Origin of the sequence: Azospirillum sp. RU38E, from assembly GCF_900188385.1 — a bacterium.
Classification (GTDB): Bacteria; Pseudomonadota; Alphaproteobacteria; order Azospirillales; family Azospirillaceae; genus Niveispirillum.
Genome location: NZ_FZOI01000001.1, coordinates 407,721 through 427,088, shown reverse-complemented (window position 1 = coordinate 427,088; position 19,368 = coordinate 407,721). Strand labels below are relative to the sequence as shown.

Annotated in this window: 21 protein-coding genes and 1 tRNA gene; 9 read left to right on the top strand and 13 right to left on the bottom strand. The window is 64.2% G+C overall.

Features of this window, described 5'->3' with window-relative positions; all coding sequences use genetic code 11:
- Positions 1-16: 16 nt before the first annotated feature.
- From CHB97_RS01845 to CHB97_RS01835, 3 genes are all read right to left on the bottom strand, one after another.
- Positions 17-1,507, bottom strand: a complete 1,491-nt coding sequence (locus CHB97_RS01845) for a glycoside hydrolase family 30 beta sandwich domain-containing protein (RefSeq protein WP_089286223.1) — start codon at positions 1,505-1,507, stop codon at positions 17-19.
- 307 nt (positions 1,508-1,814) lie between these two features.
- Positions 1,815-2,612, bottom strand: a complete 798-nt coding sequence (gene dapB, locus CHB97_RS01840) for a 4-hydroxy-tetrahydrodipicolinate reductase (protein WP_089286222.1) — start codon at positions 2,610-2,612, stop codon at positions 1,815-1,817.
- A 62-nt stretch (positions 2,613-2,674) separates the two neighbouring features.
- Positions 2,675-3,610 carry a zinc ABC transporter substrate-binding protein gene (locus CHB97_RS01835; protein ID WP_089286221.1) on the bottom strand — a complete coding sequence of 312 codons (936 nt, stop codon included), beginning with the start codon at positions 3,608-3,610 and terminating at the stop codon, positions 2,675-2,677.
- Between the two features lie 185 nt (positions 3,611-3,795).
- Here CHB97_RS01835 and znuC point away from each other — a divergent pair, with 185 nt between their 5' ends.
- Positions 3,796-4,632, top strand: coding sequence for a zinc ABC transporter ATP-binding protein ZnuC (znuC, locus tag CHB97_RS01830; RefSeq protein WP_089286220.1), 837 nt, complete (start codon positions 3,796-3,798; stop codon positions 4,630-4,632).
- Positions 4,625-5,416 (top strand): iron chelate uptake ABC transporter family permease subunit, encoded by a 792-nt coding sequence (locus tag CHB97_RS01825; protein ID WP_089286854.1) that lies wholly within the window; start codon positions 4,625-4,627, stop codon positions 5,414-5,416. Before znuC ends, CHB97_RS01825 begins: the two co-directional genes overlap by 8 nt.
- 287 nt (positions 5,417-5,703) lie before the next feature.
- Here CHB97_RS01825 and CHB97_RS01820 read toward each other — a convergent pair whose 3' ends face one another.
- Positions 5,704-6,261, bottom strand: a complete 558-nt coding sequence (locus tag CHB97_RS01820) for a hypothetical protein (protein WP_089286219.1) — start codon at positions 6,259-6,261, stop codon at positions 5,704-5,706.
- Between the two features lie 147 nt (positions 6,262-6,408).
- Between CHB97_RS01820 and CHB97_RS01815 the strand changes: the two genes are divergently transcribed.
- The gene (locus CHB97_RS01815) at positions 6,409-6,981 is read left to right on the top strand and encodes a hypothetical protein (RefSeq protein ID WP_143270662.1); all 573 of its coding nucleotides are present in this window, start codon (positions 6,409-6,411) and stop codon (positions 6,979-6,981) included.
- 76 nt (positions 6,982-7,057) lie between these two features.
- Here the strand turns inward: CHB97_RS01815 and folE are convergent, their stop codons facing one another.
- On the bottom strand, positions 7,058-7,675 hold the full coding sequence (folE, locus tag CHB97_RS01810; RefSeq protein WP_200819808.1) for a GTP cyclohydrolase I FolE: 618 nt from the start codon (positions 7,673-7,675) through the stop codon (positions 7,058-7,060).
- Positions 7,676-7,861: 186 nt separating this feature from the next.
- On the bottom strand, positions 7,862-8,254 hold the full coding sequence (apaG, locus tag CHB97_RS01805; RefSeq protein WP_089286217.1) for a Co2+/Mg2+ efflux protein ApaG: 393 nt from the start codon (positions 8,252-8,254) through the stop codon (positions 7,862-7,864).
- Between the two features lie 439 nt (positions 8,255-8,693).
- On the opposite strand from apaG, the gene CHB97_RS01800 reads away from it, so the two are divergent.
- Both CHB97_RS01800 and CHB97_RS01795 read left to right on the top strand, forming a co-directional pair.
- On the top strand, positions 8,694-9,341 hold the full coding sequence (locus CHB97_RS01800) for a GNAT family N-acetyltransferase (RefSeq protein WP_089286216.1): 648 nt from the start codon (positions 8,694-8,696) through the stop codon (positions 9,339-9,341).
- Positions 9,342-9,414: 73 nt separating this feature from the next.
- A tRNA-Gly gene (locus CHB97_RS01795) sits at positions 9,415-9,488 on the top strand.
- Positions 9,489-9,782: 294 nt separating this feature from the next.
- Here the strand turns inward: CHB97_RS01795 and dnaA are convergent.
- The 7 genes from dnaA to CHB97_RS01760 form a co-directional block, all read right to left on the bottom strand.
- Positions 9,783-11,195 carry a chromosomal replication initiator protein DnaA gene (gene dnaA / locus CHB97_RS01790; RefSeq protein ID WP_089286215.1) on the bottom strand — a complete coding sequence of 471 codons (1,413 nt, stop codon included), beginning with the start codon at positions 11,193-11,195 and terminating at the stop codon, positions 9,783-9,785.
- A 724-nt stretch (positions 11,196-11,919) separates the two neighbouring features.
- Positions 11,920-12,183 (bottom strand): 30S ribosomal protein S20, encoded by a 264-nt coding sequence (gene rpsT / locus CHB97_RS01785; RefSeq protein ID WP_089286214.1) that lies wholly within the window; start codon positions 12,181-12,183, stop codon positions 11,920-11,922.
- Positions 12,184-12,469: 286 nt separating this feature from the next.
- Positions 12,470-13,312 (bottom strand): bifunctional DNA-formamidopyrimidine glycosylase/DNA-(apurinic or apyrimidinic site) lyase, encoded by an 843-nt coding sequence (gene mutM / locus CHB97_RS01780; RefSeq protein ID WP_089286213.1) that lies wholly within the window; start codon positions 13,310-13,312, stop codon positions 12,470-12,472.
- Entirely contained in the window at positions 13,305-14,579 is a 1,275-nt protein-coding gene (gene aroA, locus CHB97_RS01775; protein ID WP_089286212.1) for a 3-phosphoshikimate 1-carboxyvinyltransferase, read from the bottom strand. Before aroA ends, mutM begins: the two co-directional genes overlap by 8 nt.
- Positions 14,580-14,697: 118 nt before the next feature.
- Positions 14,698-15,120, bottom strand: a complete 423-nt coding sequence (locus CHB97_RS01770; RefSeq protein WP_089286211.1) for a DsrE family protein — start codon at positions 15,118-15,120, stop codon at positions 14,698-14,700.
- Positions 15,121-15,130: 10 nt separating this feature from the next.
- Positions 15,131-15,934, bottom strand: a complete 804-nt coding sequence (locus CHB97_RS01765) for a molybdopterin-synthase adenylyltransferase MoeB (RefSeq protein WP_200819772.1) — start codon at positions 15,932-15,934, stop codon at positions 15,131-15,133.
- 186 nt (positions 15,935-16,120) lie between these two features.
- Complete coding sequence (locus CHB97_RS01760) at positions 16,121-16,915, bottom strand: TSUP family transporter (RefSeq protein ID WP_244559344.1); 795 nt, start codon at positions 16,913-16,915, stop codon at positions 16,121-16,123.
- Positions 16,916-17,192: 277 nt separating this feature from the next.
- Here CHB97_RS01760 and CHB97_RS01755 point away from each other — a divergent pair, with 277 nt between their 5' ends.
- From CHB97_RS01755 to CHB97_RS01740, 4 genes are read left to right on the top strand one after another with little or no spacing between them, the layout of a single operon-like run.
- Positions 17,193-17,678, top strand: a complete 486-nt coding sequence (locus CHB97_RS01755) for an HPr kinase/phosphorylase (protein ID WP_089286209.1) — start codon at positions 17,193-17,195, stop codon at positions 17,676-17,678.
- Positions 17,675-18,649, top strand: coding sequence for an RNase adapter RapZ (rapZ, locus tag CHB97_RS01750; RefSeq protein WP_089286208.1), 975 nt, complete (start codon positions 17,675-17,677; stop codon positions 18,647-18,649). Before CHB97_RS01755 ends, rapZ begins: the two co-directional genes overlap by 4 nt.
- The gene (locus CHB97_RS01745) at positions 18,646-19,050 is read left to right on the top strand and encodes a PTS sugar transporter subunit IIA (RefSeq protein ID WP_089286207.1); all 405 of its coding nucleotides are present in this window, start codon (positions 18,646-18,648) and stop codon (positions 19,048-19,050) included. The genes rapZ and CHB97_RS01745 overlap by 4 nt, the downstream gene beginning before the upstream one ends.
- A gap of 15 nt (positions 19,051-19,065) precedes the next feature.
- The gene (locus CHB97_RS01740; RefSeq protein ID WP_244559343.1) at positions 19,066-19,353 is read left to right on the top strand and encodes an HPr family phosphocarrier protein; all 288 of its coding nucleotides are present in this window, start codon (positions 19,066-19,068) and stop codon (positions 19,351-19,353) included.
- The last annotated feature ends 15 nt before the right edge of the window (positions 19,354-19,368 follow it).

Sequence of the window (19,368 nt, the reverse complement as noted above, 5' to 3'; positions counted from 1 at the left end):
TTTATATCAAGCCTTTTCAGCCCGGCAGAAGCGCCGCCGGGACCACCACGGTATTGAAACTGTCCGCCGGCAGGTTCAAGGCCAGTTCCTGTGTACCCACCGCCAGAATCAGCCGCAGCGGATCGGCCAGATCATTATGGGCCACGATCACCAGATCGCCATTGGGGTTGCGGAAGGCCAATTGGTTTTCAAAGGCGAAGAAGCTGCGGCTGGGGATAAACCGGGCACCGGGGCGGACAAAGGCACTGAGATGACGCATCAGCCAATAATCATGGGTCAGCCGCCAGGTGCCTGCCTTGGTATCCACTGAGACCAGCGCATTCTGTGGCCAGCCCCAGCCGCTCATCCCGTCGGCGGGCATCACCATGTTCCAATATTGCCAGGCGCTGGCCCCGCTGTTGAAATATTGCCGGATCAACGACCAGCCATAGCGGGCATAGCGCCAATCATTGGCACCATTGCCGCATTCCTGCTCAGAACTCCAGATGGCCAGATCGGGATGCCGGGCCCGGATATCCTTCAATGCCCCCTTGCCGGCCCATTGCACCCCCACCCCCTTGACCAGGGGGCCGGCGGTGGGATCGGCCATCACCTTATCCACCACCTCCGGCTTGTCACGCTCCAGCGTGCCCAGCAGCACATCAATGCCCAGCGGCGACAATTCCCGATGCAGATAGGGGATGAAGCGGGCCAGCCCTTCCCCCGACCAGCAGCAGCCGGGGAACGGGTGGGGCGAATTGAATTCGTTCTGCGGCATCACCTGCCCGATGCGAATACCCAGCCTTCCATAGGCTTCCACATAGCGGCGGAAATAATGGGCATAGGCGTCGAAATAACGATCTTCCTGAATGAAGGTGTCCTGCCCCTCCTTCATGATCTGGTCCGGGCGGATACCATTATCCCGCCCGCCGGGCCAGGCGGGGGCCTGGGCGTAATGGCCGTTCTTCTTCATCCAAGTCGGCGGCGACCAGGGCGATGCCCAAAAGGCAAGTTCGGGGTTGATCTGGCGGGCAGCCTGGATAAAGGGAATCAGGGTGTCGCGGTCTTTGTCGATGCTGAAATGCTTCAGATCGAAATCGCCCGGCACCTCGTCATAGGAATACCAGTCGTCAGCGATATCATTGGCACCGATGGGCGTGCGGCAGAGGCTGAAGGCGGCACCATCGGCTGCGAACAGGGCCCGCAAGGCCTGATCGCGCGCCGGGGCCGGCAATTTGGCCAGCGCCTTCCAGCCCTTCTCACTGAAGGCACCGCCGATACCTTTTATCGTCTGGGCAGGCTTGTCCAGCAACAGGTCAGCCGACCGCTCATAGTTTCCCGCCGCCAACGGTCCCAACACCGGAGAGGACTGGCGCGCCCAACGGTCACGCTGGGTGGTGGTGAAAAACTGGATGGCACCTCCGGCCTCAGGCGGGGCCGCCTGACCGCCGTTGGTCAGTGTGGCGGGCAGGCTTGCCGCTGCGGTGGAAGCCAGCAGCAGTTTCATGGAGGCACGGCGGGTAATCATACGTTCAACTCCCCATCCTTGAAAGTGATGCGCTTTATTTTAGCGCTAACATCAAGGATGAGGATGACGAGCAGAGACAGGCAAAGCCCGGCCTGAGCCTTGCCCACCTGATGGCCTGCTGTCTTTGAAAAGGACGAGGCCGTTGGAGAAAAGGCGGCTTATACCAACGGCAGGAAATATTGACCGTTGGTCAATATTTCCTGCCCCTCAATCGCCGGCACCAGCATCCGCTGGCTTGGCTACGCCGCACGAGCGGCGCGGCGGCGGTCGCCGCCGTACCAACGGTCATGAATTATGACCGTTGGTATTACAGCCCCAGCACATCATCCATACTGTAAAGCCCCGCCGGCTTGCCCGACACCCAGAGGGCGGCGCGCACGGCACCGCGGGCGAAGATGGCGCGGCTGCCGGCCTTGTGGGACAGTTCCAGCCGCTCGGCCTCTGTGGCGAACATCACCGTATGGTCGCCCACCACATCGCCACCGCGCAGGGTGGCAAAACCGATATCGCCCGGCTTGCGGGCACCGGTATGGCCGTCGCGGACGGCATCCTTCACGGTGGCCAGATCAACGCCGCGCCCATCCGCCGCTGCCCGACCCAGGGCCAGGGCGGTGCCGCTGGGGGCATCCACCTTGTGCTTGTGGTGCATCTCCACAATCTCAATATCCCAATCCGGCCCCAGCGTGGCCGCCACCTTGCGCACCAATCCGGCCAGCAGGGTAACGCCTAAGCTGAAATTGGCGGAGACCAGCAGGGGAGCCTTGGTCGCGGCCTGCGCCAGCCGGACATGGTCCTCGGCGGAAAGGCCGGTGGTGCCGACAATCAGCGCCGTGCCATGGGCCACCGCCAGATCAGCATGGGCCAGCGTGGCGGCGGGGGCGGTGAAATCAATCACCGCATCGGCGGCGGCGAACAGGGCGGCGGCATCATCGGTCAGCACTACGCCCGCCGGCTCCAGCCCCACCAATGTGCCCAGGTCGCGGCCCAGCGCCGTGTTGCCCGGCCGTTCGGTGGCGCCGGCCAGGATGGCGCCTTTGCTGCCCAGCACCTCGCGGATCAGCATCTGGCCCATGCGGCCCGCGCCGCCAACGATCCCGATACGCATCTGCCCATTCCCATATCTGATGGCAAAACCGCATCAGGGCATAGCACAGGGGGCGGGCCGGATCAGCCCCCGGAAAGGCAATCCACCAGTGCCTTGGCGTTGAAGCGCAGCAAGGCCGGGTAGAGGGCCGGGCCTTCAGGGATATTCGCCCCCTCCGGGTCCAGCGTGCCGGTGCGCACGGCAGAGCCTTCCACCAGCACCTTCACCAGCGACGGTTCAAACTGCGGCTCGGCGAAGACGCAGACGGCCTTGGCATCGGCAATGGCATGGCGCAGTTGCGACAGCCGGGCGGCGCCCGGCCGCTGATCCGGCGTCACCGTAATGGCCCCGGCGGCGGCCAGGGCATAGCGGTCTTCCAGATAATGATAGGCATCGTGGAAGACGATAAAGGGCCGGTCCTTCACCGGGGCCAGCTGGGCCGCCAGTTCGCTGTCCAGTGCTTCGATGGCGGTGACCTGCTTTTCCGCATTGGCGCGGTATGTCGTTGCCCGCTCCGGGTCCAGCTTCGCCAGATTGTCGGCCACCGCCTGGGTGATGGCGATCGCGTTGCGTGGGTCCAGCCAGATATGGCCATCGGTGCCGCTGGCCGCGTGCTCATGACCATGGTCGTGATCGTGATCATGCGCCTCCCACACCCCGCCGGCCCGGCTGGGCAGCACGCGCACGCCATCCGCTGTGGCCAGCGACAGTTTCACCGCCCCGTTCCCCAGCGCTGTCAGCGGCTTTTCCAGGAAGGTTTCCAGCGCCGGCCCGACCCAGACCACCAGTTCCGCCCCGTTCAGCGCCTTGGCGTCAGAGGGGCGCAGGGTGAAATCATGCGGGCTGGCCGCCCCGCGCACCAGCAGGTAAGGATTCCCTACCCCCTCCATCACCCCGGCCACCAGCGCGTGCAGCGGCTTCACACTGACCACCACATCCGGCGGCGGGGCCGCCAGGGCAGGCATGGCCCAGAACAGGGCAGCAACGGGCAGCAGGCGAAGAAAGCGGCGGGTGAGCATGGGAATAACCGGACATCAACAAGGAGAGCACATAAGTTGTTATATTATAACATTTGTCAAGCCATGGGGATTGGCGTAAACCCTGCGTCCGGTGCAAGGCGGCCACCCGCCTGCCCCCTTTCCCCTGCGGCACGCCTCGGCCCATCTGGTCGGTTCCTGCCGCCTGTTCAACCGGAGTAGCGCCCTTGTCTCCCCCGCCCATCCTGCTGCAATGCGATGCGCTGACCGTGCGCCGGGGGGAACGCGCCGTGCTGGACAATGTGTCCCTGACGGTGCGGGCGGGCGAGATTGTCACCCTGATCGGCCCCAACGGGGCCGGCAAGACCACGCTGGTGAAAACCGCCCTGGGGCTGGTGAAGCCCGACCAGGGGACAGTGCGCCAAAGCCCCAATCTGCGCATCGGCTATATGCCGCAACGGCTGGCGGTGGACCCGACCCTGCCCTTGACGGTGCGGCGGTTCCTGGCGCTCTGGTCCAAGGCGGATGCCGACACCATGCGCGCCACCCTGGCAGAGGTCGGGGCCACCCACACGTTCGACCGCGCCATCCAGACCCTGTCTGGCGGGGAGGCACAGCGCGTGCTGCTGGCCCGCGCCCTGCTGCGCCAGCCTGACCTGCTGGTGCTGGATGAACCGGTACAGGCGGTGGATGTGCATGGGCAGATTGAGCTGTTTGAGCTGATCGGTGCAATCCGCAACCGGCGCGGCTGCGGCGTGCTGCTGGTCAGCCATGATCTGCATCTGGTGATGGCGCGCACCGATACGGTGATCTGCCTGAACCGGCATGTCTGCTGCCATGGCAAGCCGGAGGATGTGTCGCGCCATCCCGAATATGTCGCCCTGTTCGGCCGCCATGCCGAGGCGCTGGCCGTCTATCAGCACAGCCACGATCATGCCCATGCCGATGATGGCTGTGTGGTGCCGGCGGGGCTGGAACATACGGCCCATGCCGACCATGCCGCATCCTGTGATCATGACCATGGACATGATCACCATCACCAGGGGGACCATCGGCATGGATGATTTCCTGATCCGCGCCGGGGCCGCCGGTGTCGGGCTGGCGCTGCTGGCCGGGCCGCTGGGCTGCTTGGTGGTCTGGCGCCGCATGGCCTATTTCGGCGATACGCTGGCCCATTCCGCCCTGCTGGGCGTGGCGTTGGGCTTTCTGGCCGGAATCGATCTCAATATCGGCGTCGTTGCCGTCTGCCTTTGCATTGCCGTGGCGCTGACCCTGTTACAGGAACAAAGGCGGCTGGCGTCCGACACGCTGCTGGGCATCGTCTCCCATTCCACCCTGTCGCTGGGGCTGATTGCGCTGGCGGCGATGCAGACGGTGCGGGTGGATCTACTGGCCTATCTATTCGGCGATATATTGGCCGTGACGCCCACCGACCTGATCGCCATCTGGGGCGGCGGGGCCGTCGTGCTGGGGGTGCTGGCGCTGATCTGGCGCCGCCTGCTGGCCCTGACGGTGGATGAGGATCTGGCAAGGGTGGAAGGGGTGCCGGTGCGCTGGATCAGGCTGGCCTTCACCTTGTTGATTGCAACCACCATCGCGCTGGCGATGAAGATTGTCGGCATCCTGCTGGTGACCTCGCTGCTGATCATCCCCGCCGCCACGGCGCGACGCTTTTCCCGATCACCGGAAATGATGGCCATGCTGGCGGCCCTGGCCGGGGCGGTTTCGGTGCTGGGCGGGTTGGCCGCGTCGCTCTATGCCGATCTGCCCAGCGGTCCCGCCATCGTCGTCACCGCCGCCGGCCTGTTCCTGGTGGGGCATCTGCTGCCCGGGGCGCGGCGGGGCTGAGCCCGTAGTTTTTACATGTTCCCTCAGGCGCCGGGCGGCGGCATCCGCCGCCTTGGCTTACGCGTCCACAAGGACGCGGGCCGGCAGTCGCTGGCCTGCAAGGGGCCTGTTCCAAGACCCTTGATATTATACCAATCCGCCAAGGGTCTGACCCTTGGCGGATTGGAAGCCGGCGACCACCGGCCCGGCGCTCGTGCGCCGTGAAGCCAAGCTGCCGGACGGCAGCGCCCGGCGCGTGAGGGAACGCGAAATCTCCCTGGATCGGTCACGATCAAGGGAGATTGATATTATACCTGCACCTGCCAGACCTCCCGGGCCAGCAGGCGCACACCGGGGGCGATCAGGCGCACGCGCTGCGGTGGGGCGCCGTCGGGCAATTTGATGTAATGCAGGGTGATGAACAGGCCGGCCTCGCCATCCAGCCCCTGACAGGGCAGGGAAAGCCGTTCCACCCGCACCGTCGCCGCCGGCCCTGCGGGCAGGGCAAATTCATCATGCACCAGCACCGGCCGGCGTGCCCGGGCCGACAGGGTGAAAAATTCCGTGACCATGGCCATCTGTTCCAGTGGATAGAATTCATCCATATAGCGGCCACCCTGGGTGGCCCCACTGAACAGGGCCGCCATGTTGCCGATGAAATCCAGCTGCAACCGGTCCAATCCCGGCCGGCCACTCACCAAGCTGAGATGCGGCAGCGCAACAGCCGGCCAATCCAGCAACTCCACCAGCCCGGCATCGGGCATATCCTGCCCCGGCTTGCGCAGCGAAAGCCAGTGGCGCAGCGCCAGCCTTTGCGCAGGCACCGTCAGATGGGCAGGGGCAAGCCATTGCGGATCAGCGGACACGAGGGAAAACGTTCCTTGGCAACGGGGCCTTGCTGTTGCAACGTCACGGCGGCAGGATGCCGGCCATCGAACAGCCATAGATATCGTCTAAATTATCTTAAATTTGCCCCAACCCCCGCAAGGGAAGTCACCATGGGAACGGAAAAAATGCTGCGACGCCTTTTCATCGCCACCTGCTTGTCTTTTGCTGCCCTGCCCGCCCTGGCCCAGGGCGGCGCGCTGGATCTCTCGGCGAAAGACCCGATCACGCTGGATGTCGCCAGCATTGAGGTGGAAAGCGAGTATGTCGCGCCGATGAAGGAACCCAATGTTGATCATCTGATCACCATCACGCCATCCGATGCGGTGCGCCTCTGGGCCTCGCAGCGGCTGAAGGCGGGCGGCAGCCAAGGCCGCGCCCGGGTGGTGATCCGCGACGCTTCTGTCCGGGAAAAGGAACTGCCCCGCACCACCGGCATCAAGGGCTGGTTCACCAAGGACCAGTCGGAGGAATATGACGGCAAGCTTCAGGTTGACATCATTGTGGAGGGGACGGCCCGCGGCTTCTCCGGCAGTGTTTCAGCCACCGTCACCCGCTCCACCAGCGTGCGCGAGGATGTCAGCCTGGCGGAGCGTGACAAGACCATGCTGGCCATGGTGAAGGAAATGGCCGCCGACCTGGACCGCCAGATGGACCCGGCGATCAAGAGCAACCTGTTCCCCGTCGTGATCATCCAGTAAGGGAAGAGCGGTTACAGAAAAGGCGGCCCGGTCACCCGGCGCCGCCTTTTAATTTAGATGGAGAAGGCTGCCGCCCTCACCCTTCCATGGAAGAGCTGGGATTGCCGATCATGGCCAGGAACTCCCGCCGGGTCTTCTCATCCTCGCGGAAGGCGCCCAGCATCCGGCTGGTCACCATGGTCACACCCGGCTTGTGAATGCCGCGGGTCGTCATGCATTGGTGGGTGGCTTCAATCACCACGGCCACGCCCAGCGGTTCCAGCACCTCCTCAATCGTATTGGCGATCTGGGAGGTCATTTTTTCCTGGATCTGCAGGCGCTTGGCATAAACCTCCGCCACGCGGGCCAGCTTGGAAATGCCGACGACGCGGTTGCGCGGCAGATAGGCGATATGGGCCTTGCCGATGATCGGCACCATATGATGTTCGCAATAGCTTTCGATGCGGATGCCCTTCAGCACCACCATCTCATCATAGCCATCCGTCTCCTCAAAGGTGCGGGCCAGCAGGTCGACCGGGTCCACCTGATAGCCGGCAAAGAACTCATCATAGGAACGGACAACGCGGTCGGGCGTGCCCAGCAGCCCCTCCCGCTCCGGATCGTCACCGGCCCAGCGGATCAGGGTACGCACCGCCTCTTCCGCTTCGGCGCGGGTCGGCTTGGGCAGGTTGCTGCCGGCGCGGCGGCCATGCAGGGGACCGGGAACGACATTGCCGGCGGTTTTGTTCTTCGGTACGGCCACGGGACAGCGCTCCCTTTCATGTTTTTGACGATCGGCAGGGGGGTAAGCCTGCCAGGCTGATATCCAATTGGATGGAAACCGCGGGGTTTCAAGCGGCCAATTGCACGGAACCGTGGAATTGCCACCCACCGCGATAAATTAGTTCAAGCGCCGCTCCTGATGCGGGCTGTCCAGGGAGAAGGCGGGAACCGTCACATCGAACAATTCGCCTGCCGCCGTCTCCATCTGGTAAAAGCCGCGCATGATGCCCGACGGTGTGGGCAGCGGCGTGCCGGAGGAATAGCGAAAGCGGCCACCCGGCGGCAGCTGGGGAAATTCCCCCACCACACCCGGCCCCCGTACCTCCTGCGTGCGGCCCAGCGCGTCGGTGATGATCCAATGACGGGTACGCAGCTGCACCGTCTCCGGCCCGGTATTCTCAATCTGGATATGATAGGCCCAGACATAGCGACCAGCTGCCGGCTGCGACTGGTCGGCCAGGAATTCCGGCTCCACCGTCACGCGGATATGGCGCGTTGTTTCAATGTACAAATCACTCTCCCAACCCAGCGGCGGGGGCTTCCCGCGGGCCAGAACCGGAACGGAACACCGGCCAGCCCTTGAATTTTATCATGGCTTGGCCGGGCCCAGCCCGACCGATGCCGGCCATTTCCGCCAACTATAGGACGGTGCGGCGGCCGAACCAAGCCCGCAGGTCATGGCCCCCATCACACCCTGCCCCTTTTGGTCATGAAATAGCCACTTGCGTGCCGGCGGCAATGGCCTCATATAGCGACCAGTATGCAACTGCTGAAGAGCTGCGCAATGTTGCGCCCCATCACCCTGCGACGACGAAAGAACACGTGCCAGCCTCACGGCCGGCCGGTCTTCCTGCACGGGACCTGATGGCGCTTTTCGCGTCAGGGGGGTCCCGGCCCGATGCTTCATTGTATCGCCCCCTTTATTGCTTATGCCGGGACACCCCAATCGCATGAATATTACGCTTGAGCTGCCGTCCCACGCCGGCGCCATCGAACAGCTTCTCGACAGCAGCTTCGGCCCGAAGCGGCACACCAAGACAGTTTACCGGTTGCGCAAGGGCGTGGCCCCAGTGCCCGATCTCTGCTTCGTCGCCACCGACACGGACAGCGACGGCAACGAAAAACTGATCGGCACGATCCGCTATTGGCCGATCATGCTGGGCGGCAACACGCCGGCCTTGCTGCTGGGCCCCATCGCCATCGATGAAGCCCATCGCAGCGAGGGTTTGGGCGGCAAGATGATCCGGCACAGCCTGGCCAAGGCGGCCGAACAGGGGCACAAGATCGTCATCCTGGTGGGCGATGCGCCCTATTACGTGCGGTTCGGTTTTGCGCGTGATGGCGTGCTGGGCCTGTCCCTGCCCGGTCCGGTTGATCCGGCCCGGTTCCTGGGCCTGGAACTGGTGGAAGGCGCGCTGTCCGGGGTGACCGGAACGGTTGGCCGTGCGGTGCCGGCCAAGGCCCGCTCGGCCAAGCCCGCCCGTCAGGCCGCGGCCGTCACCATGCTGCTGCCGGCTACCCCGGCAATGGCTGGCGACAGCGATGTTGCTGCCACCAGCATGGTGTCCCGACGTCGCACGCGGCGCGCGGCGCGCTGAAAAAACATCGGGCGGCGACTGCGATTAGGGCCTTGATTATGCATTTGGAAGCCCCTATAAGGGGGCTCCCGGCGCGGGTGTAGCTCAATGGTAGAGCAGAAGCTTCCCAAGCTTACGACGAGGGTTCGATTCCCTTCACCCGCTCCAACGAACTTCTACAAGGCCCGCCCTCCGGCGGGCTTTGTCGTTTTCAGGCTTTGCCCCAACTCATACTCAGTTGCCTTGATCAGAACCTATAGGTTCTGATCAAGGCCCTCAATCGCCGGCGCCAACATGCCAACGGCTTGGCTTCACGCGGCATGGGCCGCGCGGCGGCGGTCGCCGCCGTACCAAGTTGCGATGCGTTCTGCTCATCGCAACTTGGTATCAGACGCGCAAAGGCCGGGCACAAAAAAAGCCGCCCGGATCGGGGCGGCTTTTTTAAAACTCAAACAAGGCGCCTCAGCCTTCCAGCATCCGGCGCAGCAGTTCCACATCCTCGGCAAAGGCGGGGTCGGTGCCGCACAGCTCATCCACTTTGCGCACAGCGTGCATCACCGTGGTGTGGTCGCGATCGCCGAATTTGCGGCCGATTTCCGGCAGGGAGCGCTGGGTCAGCTGCTTGGCCAGATACATGGCCACCTGACGCGGGCGGGCCACGGCGCGGGCGCGGCGCGCGCTGCTCATATCAGCGAGGCGGATGTTGAAATGCTCCGCCACCTTCTTCTGAATCTCTTCAATCGTCACACGGCGATTGCTGGCGCGCAGCAGATCGTGCAGCACATCCTGTGCTGATTCCAGGGTGATGGCGCGGCCCACCAGTTCGGCATGAGCGACGATGCGGTTCAGGCTGCCTTCCAGCTCGCGCACATTGCTGGTGATCTTGTGGGCCAGGAATTCCAGAACCTTGATCGGAATCTTGGCGCCGATCCGGTCGGCCTTCTGCTGCAGAATGCCCAGGCGCAGTTCATAGGTGGTGGGGTGAATATCCGCCACCAACCCCCAGCCCAGGCGCGACCGCAGGCGTTCTTCCATACCTTCCAGGTCCGACGGGCTTTTGTCGGCGCTGATGATGACCTGGCGATTCTGGTCCACCAGGGCATTGAAGGTGTGGAAGAATTCTTCCTGGGTGCTGTCCTTGCCGCTGATGAACTGCACATCGTCGATCATCAGCACATCCACGGAGCGGAACTGCTCCTTGAAGGCCATCGTATCCTTGAAGCGCAGGGCGCGGATGAACTGGTACATGAATTTTTCGGCCGAGAGATAGATCACCCGGCGCGACGGGTCTTTCTTGCGAATCGCCCAGGCAATGGCGTGCATCAGGTGAGTCTTACCCAGACCGACACCGCCATAAAGGAACAGCGGATTGAAGGGTACCGCGTTCGATTCGGCCACCCGGCGGGCGGCAGCGAAGGCCAGCTCGTTTGGCTTGCCGACGACGAAATTCTCGAACGTGAAGCGGGGGTCCAGCGGGGCCGACATCTCGTCGGCCCGTTCATCGCCACCGGCCACGCTGGCCGGCACCGGTTCAATCACCAGTTCGGCCACCGGCTCCTCGGCGCTGTCGGCCAGCGGGGCAGCGGCAGCGTCATTGACGGCCGGCTCCGTCCGGGTCGGGGCCGCGACAACGATTTCAACCGATTGCACGCCGGGATTCTCACCCGACCAGAGGGCGCGGATGCGGTCGGCATAATGTGTGCGGATCCAGTCGCGCATGAAGCGCGTCGGCACCAGAATACGGATCTGGCCGCCATCAAGGGTTCCCACCGTCAGCGGCTTCAGCCAGCTGCGATAGGCGGTCTCACCGACCTCATCCTTCAGGCGGCCCCGCACCCGTGCCCACTGTTGATCCAGCGAACTCTGCACCGACATCCGACCAATGCTCCCACCCAAGCCCATATGCCCATGCGGCACCGCCCCATCAGGCCCGATACCGTCATGTCCCCCAACGCGATCCAGCCATTACCCCGGCTGCAATCCGACCACCATTCCCATCACGCCGTCCTGGCCCCACCCTGCACCCGATATGAAGCGGGGGCAACGTGACAAAAACAGTCTTTTGCACAGGGGAGCACAGCCCCGATGCGCAAAAGAACAGCGACGCCATGCCAGCAAGTTATTGACGTCAGCGGGAGGTTTCAGACCGACAATCTGAAAAGATTCCACACCAATCTTCAATACCGCCCTGGCAAAAAACACGACCTTCCAACCAAGCAACCCATCAGGGTTACCTCTTTTGGACAGGTGACATGTCAAGTATTTGGCAATGGTCCGGTTCGCCGGACTCTGAACGACAAGTATCGTTCATTATCGCGTTGCCCCCGACATTTTGCGGCCGGAAGTTCTCCACCCCTATCCGCACCGCATCCATTGTCGCGTTGATTAACGCGTTCATGATGCTAGAGGTGCGGCGGACAAGCCGCAACGGGACTGAAAAGAGAACGGGCAAAAAAGCAAAATTCGTGCGCGAAAGCCCAAGGCGATCAACCACGAATTCAGCTAAAGCCAAGCGCAACCCTGTCCGATAACGCGATATGCAGACAGCACAAGCCGCGCGGTGAAACCACCGCGCGGGTTACGCTACGGCAACAGCCGATCAGCCCAGCGCCTTGATGCGGCTGGACAGACGGGACAGCTTGCGGGAAACGGTGTTCTTGTGCAGAACGCCCTTGCTCGCGCCGCGCATCAGCTCCGGCTGAGCGGACTTGAAAGCCTCGGCGGCGGCGGACTTGTCGCCGGTCGCGATAGCGGTTTCAACCTTCTTCAGGAAGGTACGGATGCGGCTGACGCGGGCGCGGTTGACTTCAGTCCGGCGGGCGGTCTGACGGATGCGCTTCTCAGCGGACTTATGATTGGCCATGGAAAACCTTCACGCGGAACTTGGATGTGCCGTAGGAAGCGGCGCTTATACAGGGGGTCAGGCAACCCGTCAAGCGGGTGAAGACAGGCCGCCCATGCCAAACTTGCTTGACTGGCGGTTGCCGTTACCGAATCCCCGGTAATGTTCGGAAGGCACCCTACTGCAACCGGCAAAGCAGATGCAAGTCATGCCTGTGCATAAGACAGATGTTGTGTCGCGCATGATTGAACGCCGCCGAATCCCGGTGAGGCGACGATTCAATCATGATTCCAGCCCCCTGCCCGTCCTATCGCTGACAGCGCGGGCAGAAGAAGGTGGAGCGGCCGGATTGCACGATGCGGCGGATGCGGCCTTCCGGCGCGCCATCCTGGCCGCAGGTCACGCAGGCCTCATCCTCCCGGCCATAGACACGGAAATTATGCTGGAAATAGCCCAGCTCCCCATCGGACTGGACAAAGTCACGCAATGTGGAACCGCCAGCGGCAATCGCCTCCCCCAGCACATCGCGGATGATCGGCACCAGCCGTTCGGAATCGGCACCGGCCACGCTGTCGGCCAGCCGGGTGGGGGCGATGCCGGCGCGGAACAGGGCCTCGCAGACATAGATATTTCCCAGGCCCGCCACCACGCTCTGATCCAGCAGGGCCGCCTTGATCGGCGTGCGGCGGCCGGCCAGTCGTTCCGACAGGGCGGCCCCATGGAAGCCATTGCCCAGCGGTTCCGGCCCCAGTGCGGCCAGCATCGGGTGGCTGTCCAGCCCGGATTCGTCGAACAGGTCCATGAAACCGAATCGGCGCACGTCATTATAGGTGACGACCCAGCCATCATCGGTATGGAACACCAGATGGTCATGCGCGGCGGGGGCCCCGGCGGGGCCGGGCTTCACCACCATGCTGCCGGACATGCCCAGATGGATCATCCAGACCAGCCCGCCATCCACGCGGATCAGGATATATTTGGCCCGCCGGTCCAGTGACAGCACCCGCCGCCCCGTCAGCCGGGCGGCGAAATCCGCTGGCAGGGGAAAGCGCAGGTTGGGCCGGTGCTGGTCCACCCGCACCAGCACCCTGCCTTCCAGCTTCAGGGCCAGGCCCCGGCGGACGGTTTCAACCTCGGGCAATTCAGGCATTGCGGTCCACCAACGTCACCCCCAGCGACGCCAGGGCACGCCAATAGCCCGGATAGGTCTTGCCAACGCAGACCGGGTCCAGAATGGTGATGCCATGCAGCTTCAGCCCGGCCAGCGCAAAGCACATGGCAATGCGATGGTCGGCATAGGTGTGGATTTCCGTGGCCAGCGTCTGGCCGGCCAGGGACGGGTCGGCAGCGACGATCAGGTCATCCCCCTCCTCCCAGGCCAGACCCGGACGGATTCGCGTCAGCTCAGTGGACAGTGCGCGCACCCGGTCGCATTCCTTGACGCGCAGATTGGCGATGCCGACGAAGCGGACGGGATTGTTGTTGAAGGCGGCCAGCACGGCCAGCGTCGGGATGGCATCCTGCATCTGCGAGCCATCAATCACCGCCGGCATGTCGGGGAACTGGGCGATGATCGCCTGGGCCTTGGCATCGGGCTGGGTGAAGGCATCGGCCGGCACCCCCAGATCGATTCGCCCGCCGGTCAGCGCTTCCGCCGCCCAGAGATATGTTGCCGCCGAGGCATCGGGCTCGATCACATAATCGGCGGCGCGATATCCGGTGGGCTGTACCCGCCAGGTGGCGGCATCGGGCTGTTCCACGCTGGCGCCAAAGGCCCGCATGGCCGCCACGGTCAGGTCGATATAGCCGCGCGCGCCGATCTCGCTGCCCTTCAGAACAATCTCCACCGGGCCGCTGCTGCAGGCCGCCGCCATCAGGATGGCGCTGACATATTGGCTGGACAGGCCGGCATCGATTTCCACCCGGCCCGGCGGCAAAGCGCCCTTGCCGCGCACGGTGACGGGCGGGCAGCCTGTCGGCGCCTCCAGATCGACCGACAGGGCGCGCAGCGCCGTGACCAGCGGGCCGATGGGGCGCTTGCGCATATGCTCATCGCCATCCACCACCACGGTGCCATCCACACTGGCAACCGCGGCAGTCAGGAAGCGGGTGGCCGTGCCGGCATTGCCCAGAAACAGCGGCCCCTGCGGGGCCGTCAGATGGCCGGGGCTGGTGACGATGAAGGTCGTCTCGTCCGGTTCTTCCACCCCGATACCCATCTGGCGCAGGGCATTGGCCATATGCTTGGTGTCGTCGCTTTTCAGCGCGCCGGTCAGGCGGCTGGTGCCCCGGGCCAGGGCTGCCAGCAGCAAGGCCCGGTTGGTGATGGATTTCGACCCCGGCGGCGCCACACGCCCCACCAGCGGCCCATTGGGCGGCACAATCGTCACTGCGGCCGTCTCTATATCCTTCGCCATCACCCAAACCCGTTCCTTGAAGCGGCAAAACAGGCCGCGACCCTATCGCGCGAATCGAGACGGGAAAAGGGCTTTGGCCAAAGGGGCGAAATGTGCGGCAAGCAGGGCAGTAAGGGGGTTACACATAAATCAGGTGGTGATCCGGCGGGACGGCGCCCAGCAAAGTTACCACCCCCGCCGTTTCCACCGACAGGTCTGGGCGGATGGTGACATCCCTTAGGCCCAGCGCCCGCCAGCCCATCTCACAGGCCAGGAAGCGCACACCCAGTTCGGCACAGGCCGTCAGCAATTCTTCCATCGTGGCCACGCCGCGATGGGCCAGCGTGGCGTCCCGTGCCTCAGGGCTGGTGCCATCATCGGAGAAATCCAGCCGGCGCCAGCCTTGCCGGTCCAGCAGCGCCGGCAGGGCGCGGCCGGTGAAGAACAGGGTCACCGGCCGCCCGGTGGCCGCCGCCGCACTGGCCAGCACCAGGGCATAATGCACACGATCATAACCGCCGGCCTGAACGATCAGCGCCAGACCTTGCGAACCTTGGGGCATGGGGAAAGCCTCATTTCGGGGAGGGATGGTGCGAAAGATCGCAATAGACCGGATGGTCACCACAGGTGGGGCATTCCGGGTCGCGCCGCACCTTTATGGTACGGAAACTGGTTTCCAGCGCTGAATAAAGCAAGAGCCGACCGGACAGGCTGTCGCCGATACCCAGCAATTCCTTCAGCACCTCCACCGCCTGCAGGCTGCCCAGGCTGCCGGCCAGCGCCCCCAGCACGCCACCTTCTGAGCAGGTGGGCACCGTGCCCGGCGGCGGCGGATCGCGGAAAATGCAGCGATAGCAGGGATGGGCGTGCCCCTGGTGAGACTTGAAGGTCGAGAGCTGCCCCTCGAATCGCAGCATGGCGGCGCTGACCAGCGTACGCCCGACCAGATGGCAGGCATCGTTCAACAGGAAGCGGGTGGCGAAATTATCCGTGCCGTCGGCCACCAGATCATAGCGCCCGATCAAATCCAGCACATTGCCAGCATTCAGCCGCAGCCGGTGCGGCTCCACCACCACATCGGGGTTGATGGCGCGGATGCGGGCGGCAGCACTCTCCACCTTGGGCACGCCGATGCCGGCCGTATCGTGGATCACCTGCCGCTGCAGGTTGGAGAGATCCACCGTATCATCATCGACAATGCCGATTCGCCCGACCCCAGCGGCGGCCAGATAGAGCAGCAAGGGCGCGCCCAATCCCCCCGCCCCCACCACCAGAACGGAGGAGGAGAGCAGCCGTGATTGCCCCACCCCGCCCACCTGGGGCAGCATGATGTGGCGGGCATAGCGTTCGATCTGGCTGTCGGTCAAATCCAGCATGGGGCCTCACGAATTATCATCTCGGCACGAAATCATGACCGAAGGTCACGCTTTCGCGCCCCTCAATCGCCGGCGCCAGCATCCGCTGGCTTGGCTACGCCGCTACCAAGCGGCGCGGCGGCGGTCGCCGCCGTACCAACGGTCATGAATGCTGACCGTTGGTATTACACCATCGGCAAAACCGGGTCAGAACAACTGCCGGACCCAAGCATAAAGCGGGTGGTCCGGGTTGGCCACCAGCCGCACCGTCATACCCAGGCAGACGATGACCAGCAGGGGCCGCACCAGCCGGGCGCCGAATCGCAGGGCGGCGTGGGAGCCCAGGAAAGCCCCCGCCGCCTGCCCCACCGCCATGGAGAGCCCGACCAGCCAGAGTATCTGGCCACCCAGCGCGAAGACGGCAAGGCTGACGATATTGCTGGTGAAATTTAGCAATTTGGTATTGGCGGTGGCCCGGCGCATATTCATGCCCAGCAGGGCGACACAGCCCAGGGCGAAGAAGCTGCCGGTGCCCGGCCCGAAGAAACCATCATAGAAACCAACCGCCAGCCCGACGGTCAGGCTGAAGGCACGCAGGCTGATGCGGGCCTGCGCCTCCACATCCCCCACACGCGGGCTGAGCAGGAAATAAAGCGCAATGGCCACCAGCAGCAGCGGGATCAGCGCCATCAGGAAGCCGCCGCCGACATGCTGCACCAGCCCGGTGCCCGCCGCCGCCCCCACCAGCACACAGGCCACCGGGAAAGCCATGGCCTTCAGCTCGATCTGGCCGGCCCGCCAGAAGGTAAAGGTGGCCATGGCCGTGCCGAAACTGCCCTGCAATTTATTGGTGGCGAGCGCTGCCGCCGGGGAGATACCTGCCGACAGCAGGGCAGGGATGGTGATCAAGCCGCCGCCGCCGGCAATGGCATCAATGAATCCGGCGGTAAAGGCAGCGGCAACCAGGAAGGCCAGAATGTCGGAGGTGATGAAATCAGGCACGGGGCAGGCCATCCGGTCAGGGGAGGTGTGTTTTCTATACCGGACACAAGCATTTTTGCGCCAACGATTGTGGGAGCCTTCCCTGTCCTGACCGCATCGCCCAACGGCCGGTCGGTTTCCAATTACGCTCGCCCCAGGGCAGAGGCTTTGATAAGAATACCATTCCATTGTACGGGGCGAACGCAACGATGGCGCATCAGCCGGTATGGCGATTGGATGATCGGGGCCGGGACAGCTTATTGTCTCAGGCATCCTTTATACCCATCTATCGCTGACCATGATCCAGATTCACGCAAGCTGTGTAGCGATCGACGGTGCCGGTCTGCTGTTGCGGGGACCGTCAGGCTGCGGCAAATCTGATCTGGCCTTGCGGCTGCTGGATGCCGGTGCGGCGCTGGTGGCCGATGACCGTGTTGATCTGACGCATGGGGAGGATGCGGCCTTGCTGGCCGCCGCCCCGCCAGCGCTGGCGGGCCTGCTGGAGGTGCGGGGGCTGGGGGTTCTGGCCGTGCCGCATCTGTCCCCTACACCAATAAGGTTGCTGGTTGATCTGGTCCCGGCGGGTCAGGTTGAGCGGCTACCGCTTCCCCGCCACGCCATGCTGCATGGCGTCCGCCTGCCCTGCCTGTCGCTGGCCCCCTTCCACGCCTCCGCCCCCGCCGCCCTGCGGCTGGCCATGCGCACGCTGGCGGCCGATGGCCCGCTGGTACCGGGGGAACCGGCCTGGGCCATGGCCTGCCATGCCACAGGGGTGCGACAATGACAGAGCAGGACCAGGGGCACAGTTTCAACGTCGACGCCCCGCTGCCGGTGGTGGTGGCCACCGGCATGTCGGGCAGCGGCCTGTCGACCGCCATGAAATGCCTGGAGGATCTGGGATATGAGGCGGTGGATAATCTCCGCCTCTCCCTGCTGGAACCGCTGGTGAGCCAGAGCCATGACCGGCCGCTGGTCATTGGCATTGACAGCCGCACCCGTGATTTCAACGCCCATACCCTGCTGGACCAGATCGCCGCCCTGCGCCAGCGGCCGGACCTGCGGGTGCGGCTGCTGTTCATGGACGCCCATGCCGACGCGCTGCAGCGCCGCTATACGGAGACGCGGCGCCCGCACCCGATGGCGCTGGATCGCCCGGTGCTGGACGGTATCGCCCATGAACGGGTGGTGATGCAGCCTTTGCGCGATGCGGCGGATGAGGTGGTGGATACCACCTATTTCTCCATCCATGATGCGCGCCGCCATCTGGCTGGCCTGTTCCATCTGGATGACGGGCCGGCGCTGAAGATTTTCGTCACCAGTTTTTCCTATCGCCAGGGCGTGCCGCGCGAATCCGATCTGGTCTTCGATGTGCGCTTTCTGGACAATCCGCATTGGGATCCGCGCCTGCGGGCACTGACCGGGCTGGACCAGCCGGTGGCCGATTATGTGGCGCATGATCCGGATTATGTGGATTTCTTCCAGAACCTGACCCGGCTGCTGGAACCGCTGTTGCCGCGCTATGTGCGCGAAGGCAAACATTACCTGACCATTGCCATCGGCTGTACCGGCGGCAAGCACCGGTCGGTCTTCATCGCCCATACGCTCGCCGAATGGCTGAAGGAGCGGGGCTTCAAGGTTGGCGAGGCGCACCGCGACCTCGTCCGCAAGGAGGCGGCGCCGGCCGCCCCCCTCACCCAGACGGCGGCCACCGATATCGGTCTGGCTGCCGGCGAATCCCCAAGGGAAAGCAGATGATCGGCTTGGTCCTTGTCACCCACGGCCGTCTGGCCGAGGAATTCATCGCCGCCCTGGAACATGTCGTGGGGCAGCAGGCGCAGGTACGCGCCGTCTGCATTGGCCCGGAAGATGATATGGAACAGCGGCGCAACGACATCCTGGCCAGCGTCGCCGCCTGTGACACCGGTGACGGGGTGGTTGTGCTGACCGACATGTTCGGTGGCACACCGTCGAACCTTGCCATCTCCATCATGGACCGCGCCAAGGTGGAAGTGATCGCCGGCATGAACCTGCCCATGCTGATCAAGCTGGCATCGGTCCGCAAAGCCGGTGCAGACTTGAACAAGGCGGTCGCCGATGCCCAGGCAGCCGGCCGCAAATATATCAATGTGGCTTCGGCATTGCTGGCCGAAAGCTGAGATGGGAAGAAAAGCTTGAGCCTACTGCCCCCCGATGCGCTGAAACAGACCGTCACCATCCGCAACCGCCGTGGCCTGCACGCCCGGGCCGCCGCCAAATTCGTGCGGCTGGCCGGAGAGTATGACGCACAGGTGGAGGTGGTGCGCGGCGATACGGAGGTCTCCGGCGTCTCCATCATGGGGCTGATGATGCTGGCCGCCAGCATCGACACCCAGATTGAGATTCTGGCCGCCGGGCGGCAGGCGCAGGAAGTGATGGATGCCCTGGTCCAGCTGGTGGCGGACAAGTTCGGCGAGGATTAAGCCGGCCGGCACCGC

What these genes read in the sequence shown, in the direction of transcription:
- CHB97_RS01845 (WP_089286223.1), bottom strand. Translation starts at nt 1,507, where the DNA reads ATGATTACCCGCCGTGCCTCCATGAAACTGCTGCTGGCTTCCACCGCA.
- dapB (WP_089286222.1), bottom strand. Translation starts at nt 2,612, where the DNA reads ATGCGTATCGGGATCGTTGGCGGCGCGGGCCGCATGGGCCAGATGCTG.
- CHB97_RS01835 (WP_089286221.1), bottom strand. Translation starts at nt 3,610, where the DNA reads ATGCTCACCCGCCGCTTTCTTCGCCTGCTGCCCGTTGCTGCCCTGTTC.
- CHB97_RS01825 (WP_089286854.1), top strand. Translation starts at nt 4,625, where the DNA reads ATGGATGATTTCCTGATCCGCGCCGGGGCCGCCGGTGTCGGGCTGGCG.
- CHB97_RS01815 (WP_143270662.1), top strand. Translation starts at nt 6,409, where the DNA reads ATGCTGCGACGCCTTTTCATCGCCACCTGCTTGTCTTTTGCTGCCCTG.
- CHB97_RS01800 (WP_089286216.1), top strand. Translation starts at nt 8,694, where the DNA reads ATGAATATTACGCTTGAGCTGCCGTCCCACGCCGGCGCCATCGAACAG.
- dnaA (WP_089286215.1), bottom strand. Translation starts at nt 11,195, where the DNA reads ATGTCGGTGCAGAGTTCGCTGGATCAACAGTGGGCACGGGTGCGGGGC.
- rpsT (WP_089286214.1), bottom strand. Translation starts at nt 12,183, where the DNA reads ATGGCCAATCATAAGTCCGCTGAGAAGCGCATCCGTCAGACCGCCCGC.
- mutM (WP_089286213.1), bottom strand. Translation starts at nt 13,312, where the DNA reads ATGCCTGAATTGCCCGAGGTTGAAACCGTCCGCCGGGGCCTGGCCCTG.
- aroA (WP_089286212.1), bottom strand. Translation starts at nt 14,579, where the DNA reads ATGGCGAAGGATATAGAGACGGCCGCAGTGACGATTGTGCCGCCCAAT.
- CHB97_RS01770 (WP_089286211.1), bottom strand. Translation starts at nt 15,120, where the DNA reads ATGCCCCAAGGTTCGCAAGGTCTGGCGCTGATCGTTCAGGCCGGCGGT.
- CHB97_RS01765 (WP_200819772.1), bottom strand. Translation starts at nt 15,934, where the DNA reads ATGCTGGATTTGACCGACAGCCAGATCGAACGCTATGCCCGCCACATC.
- CHB97_RS01755 (WP_089286209.1), top strand. Translation starts at nt 17,193, where the DNA reads ATGATCCAGATTCACGCAAGCTGTGTAGCGATCGACGGTGCCGGTCTG.
- rapZ (WP_089286208.1), top strand. Translation starts at nt 17,675, where the DNA reads ATGACAGAGCAGGACCAGGGGCACAGTTTCAACGTCGACGCCCCGCTG.
- CHB97_RS01745 (WP_089286207.1), top strand. Translation starts at nt 18,646, where the DNA reads ATGATCGGCTTGGTCCTTGTCACCCACGGCCGTCTGGCCGAGGAATTC.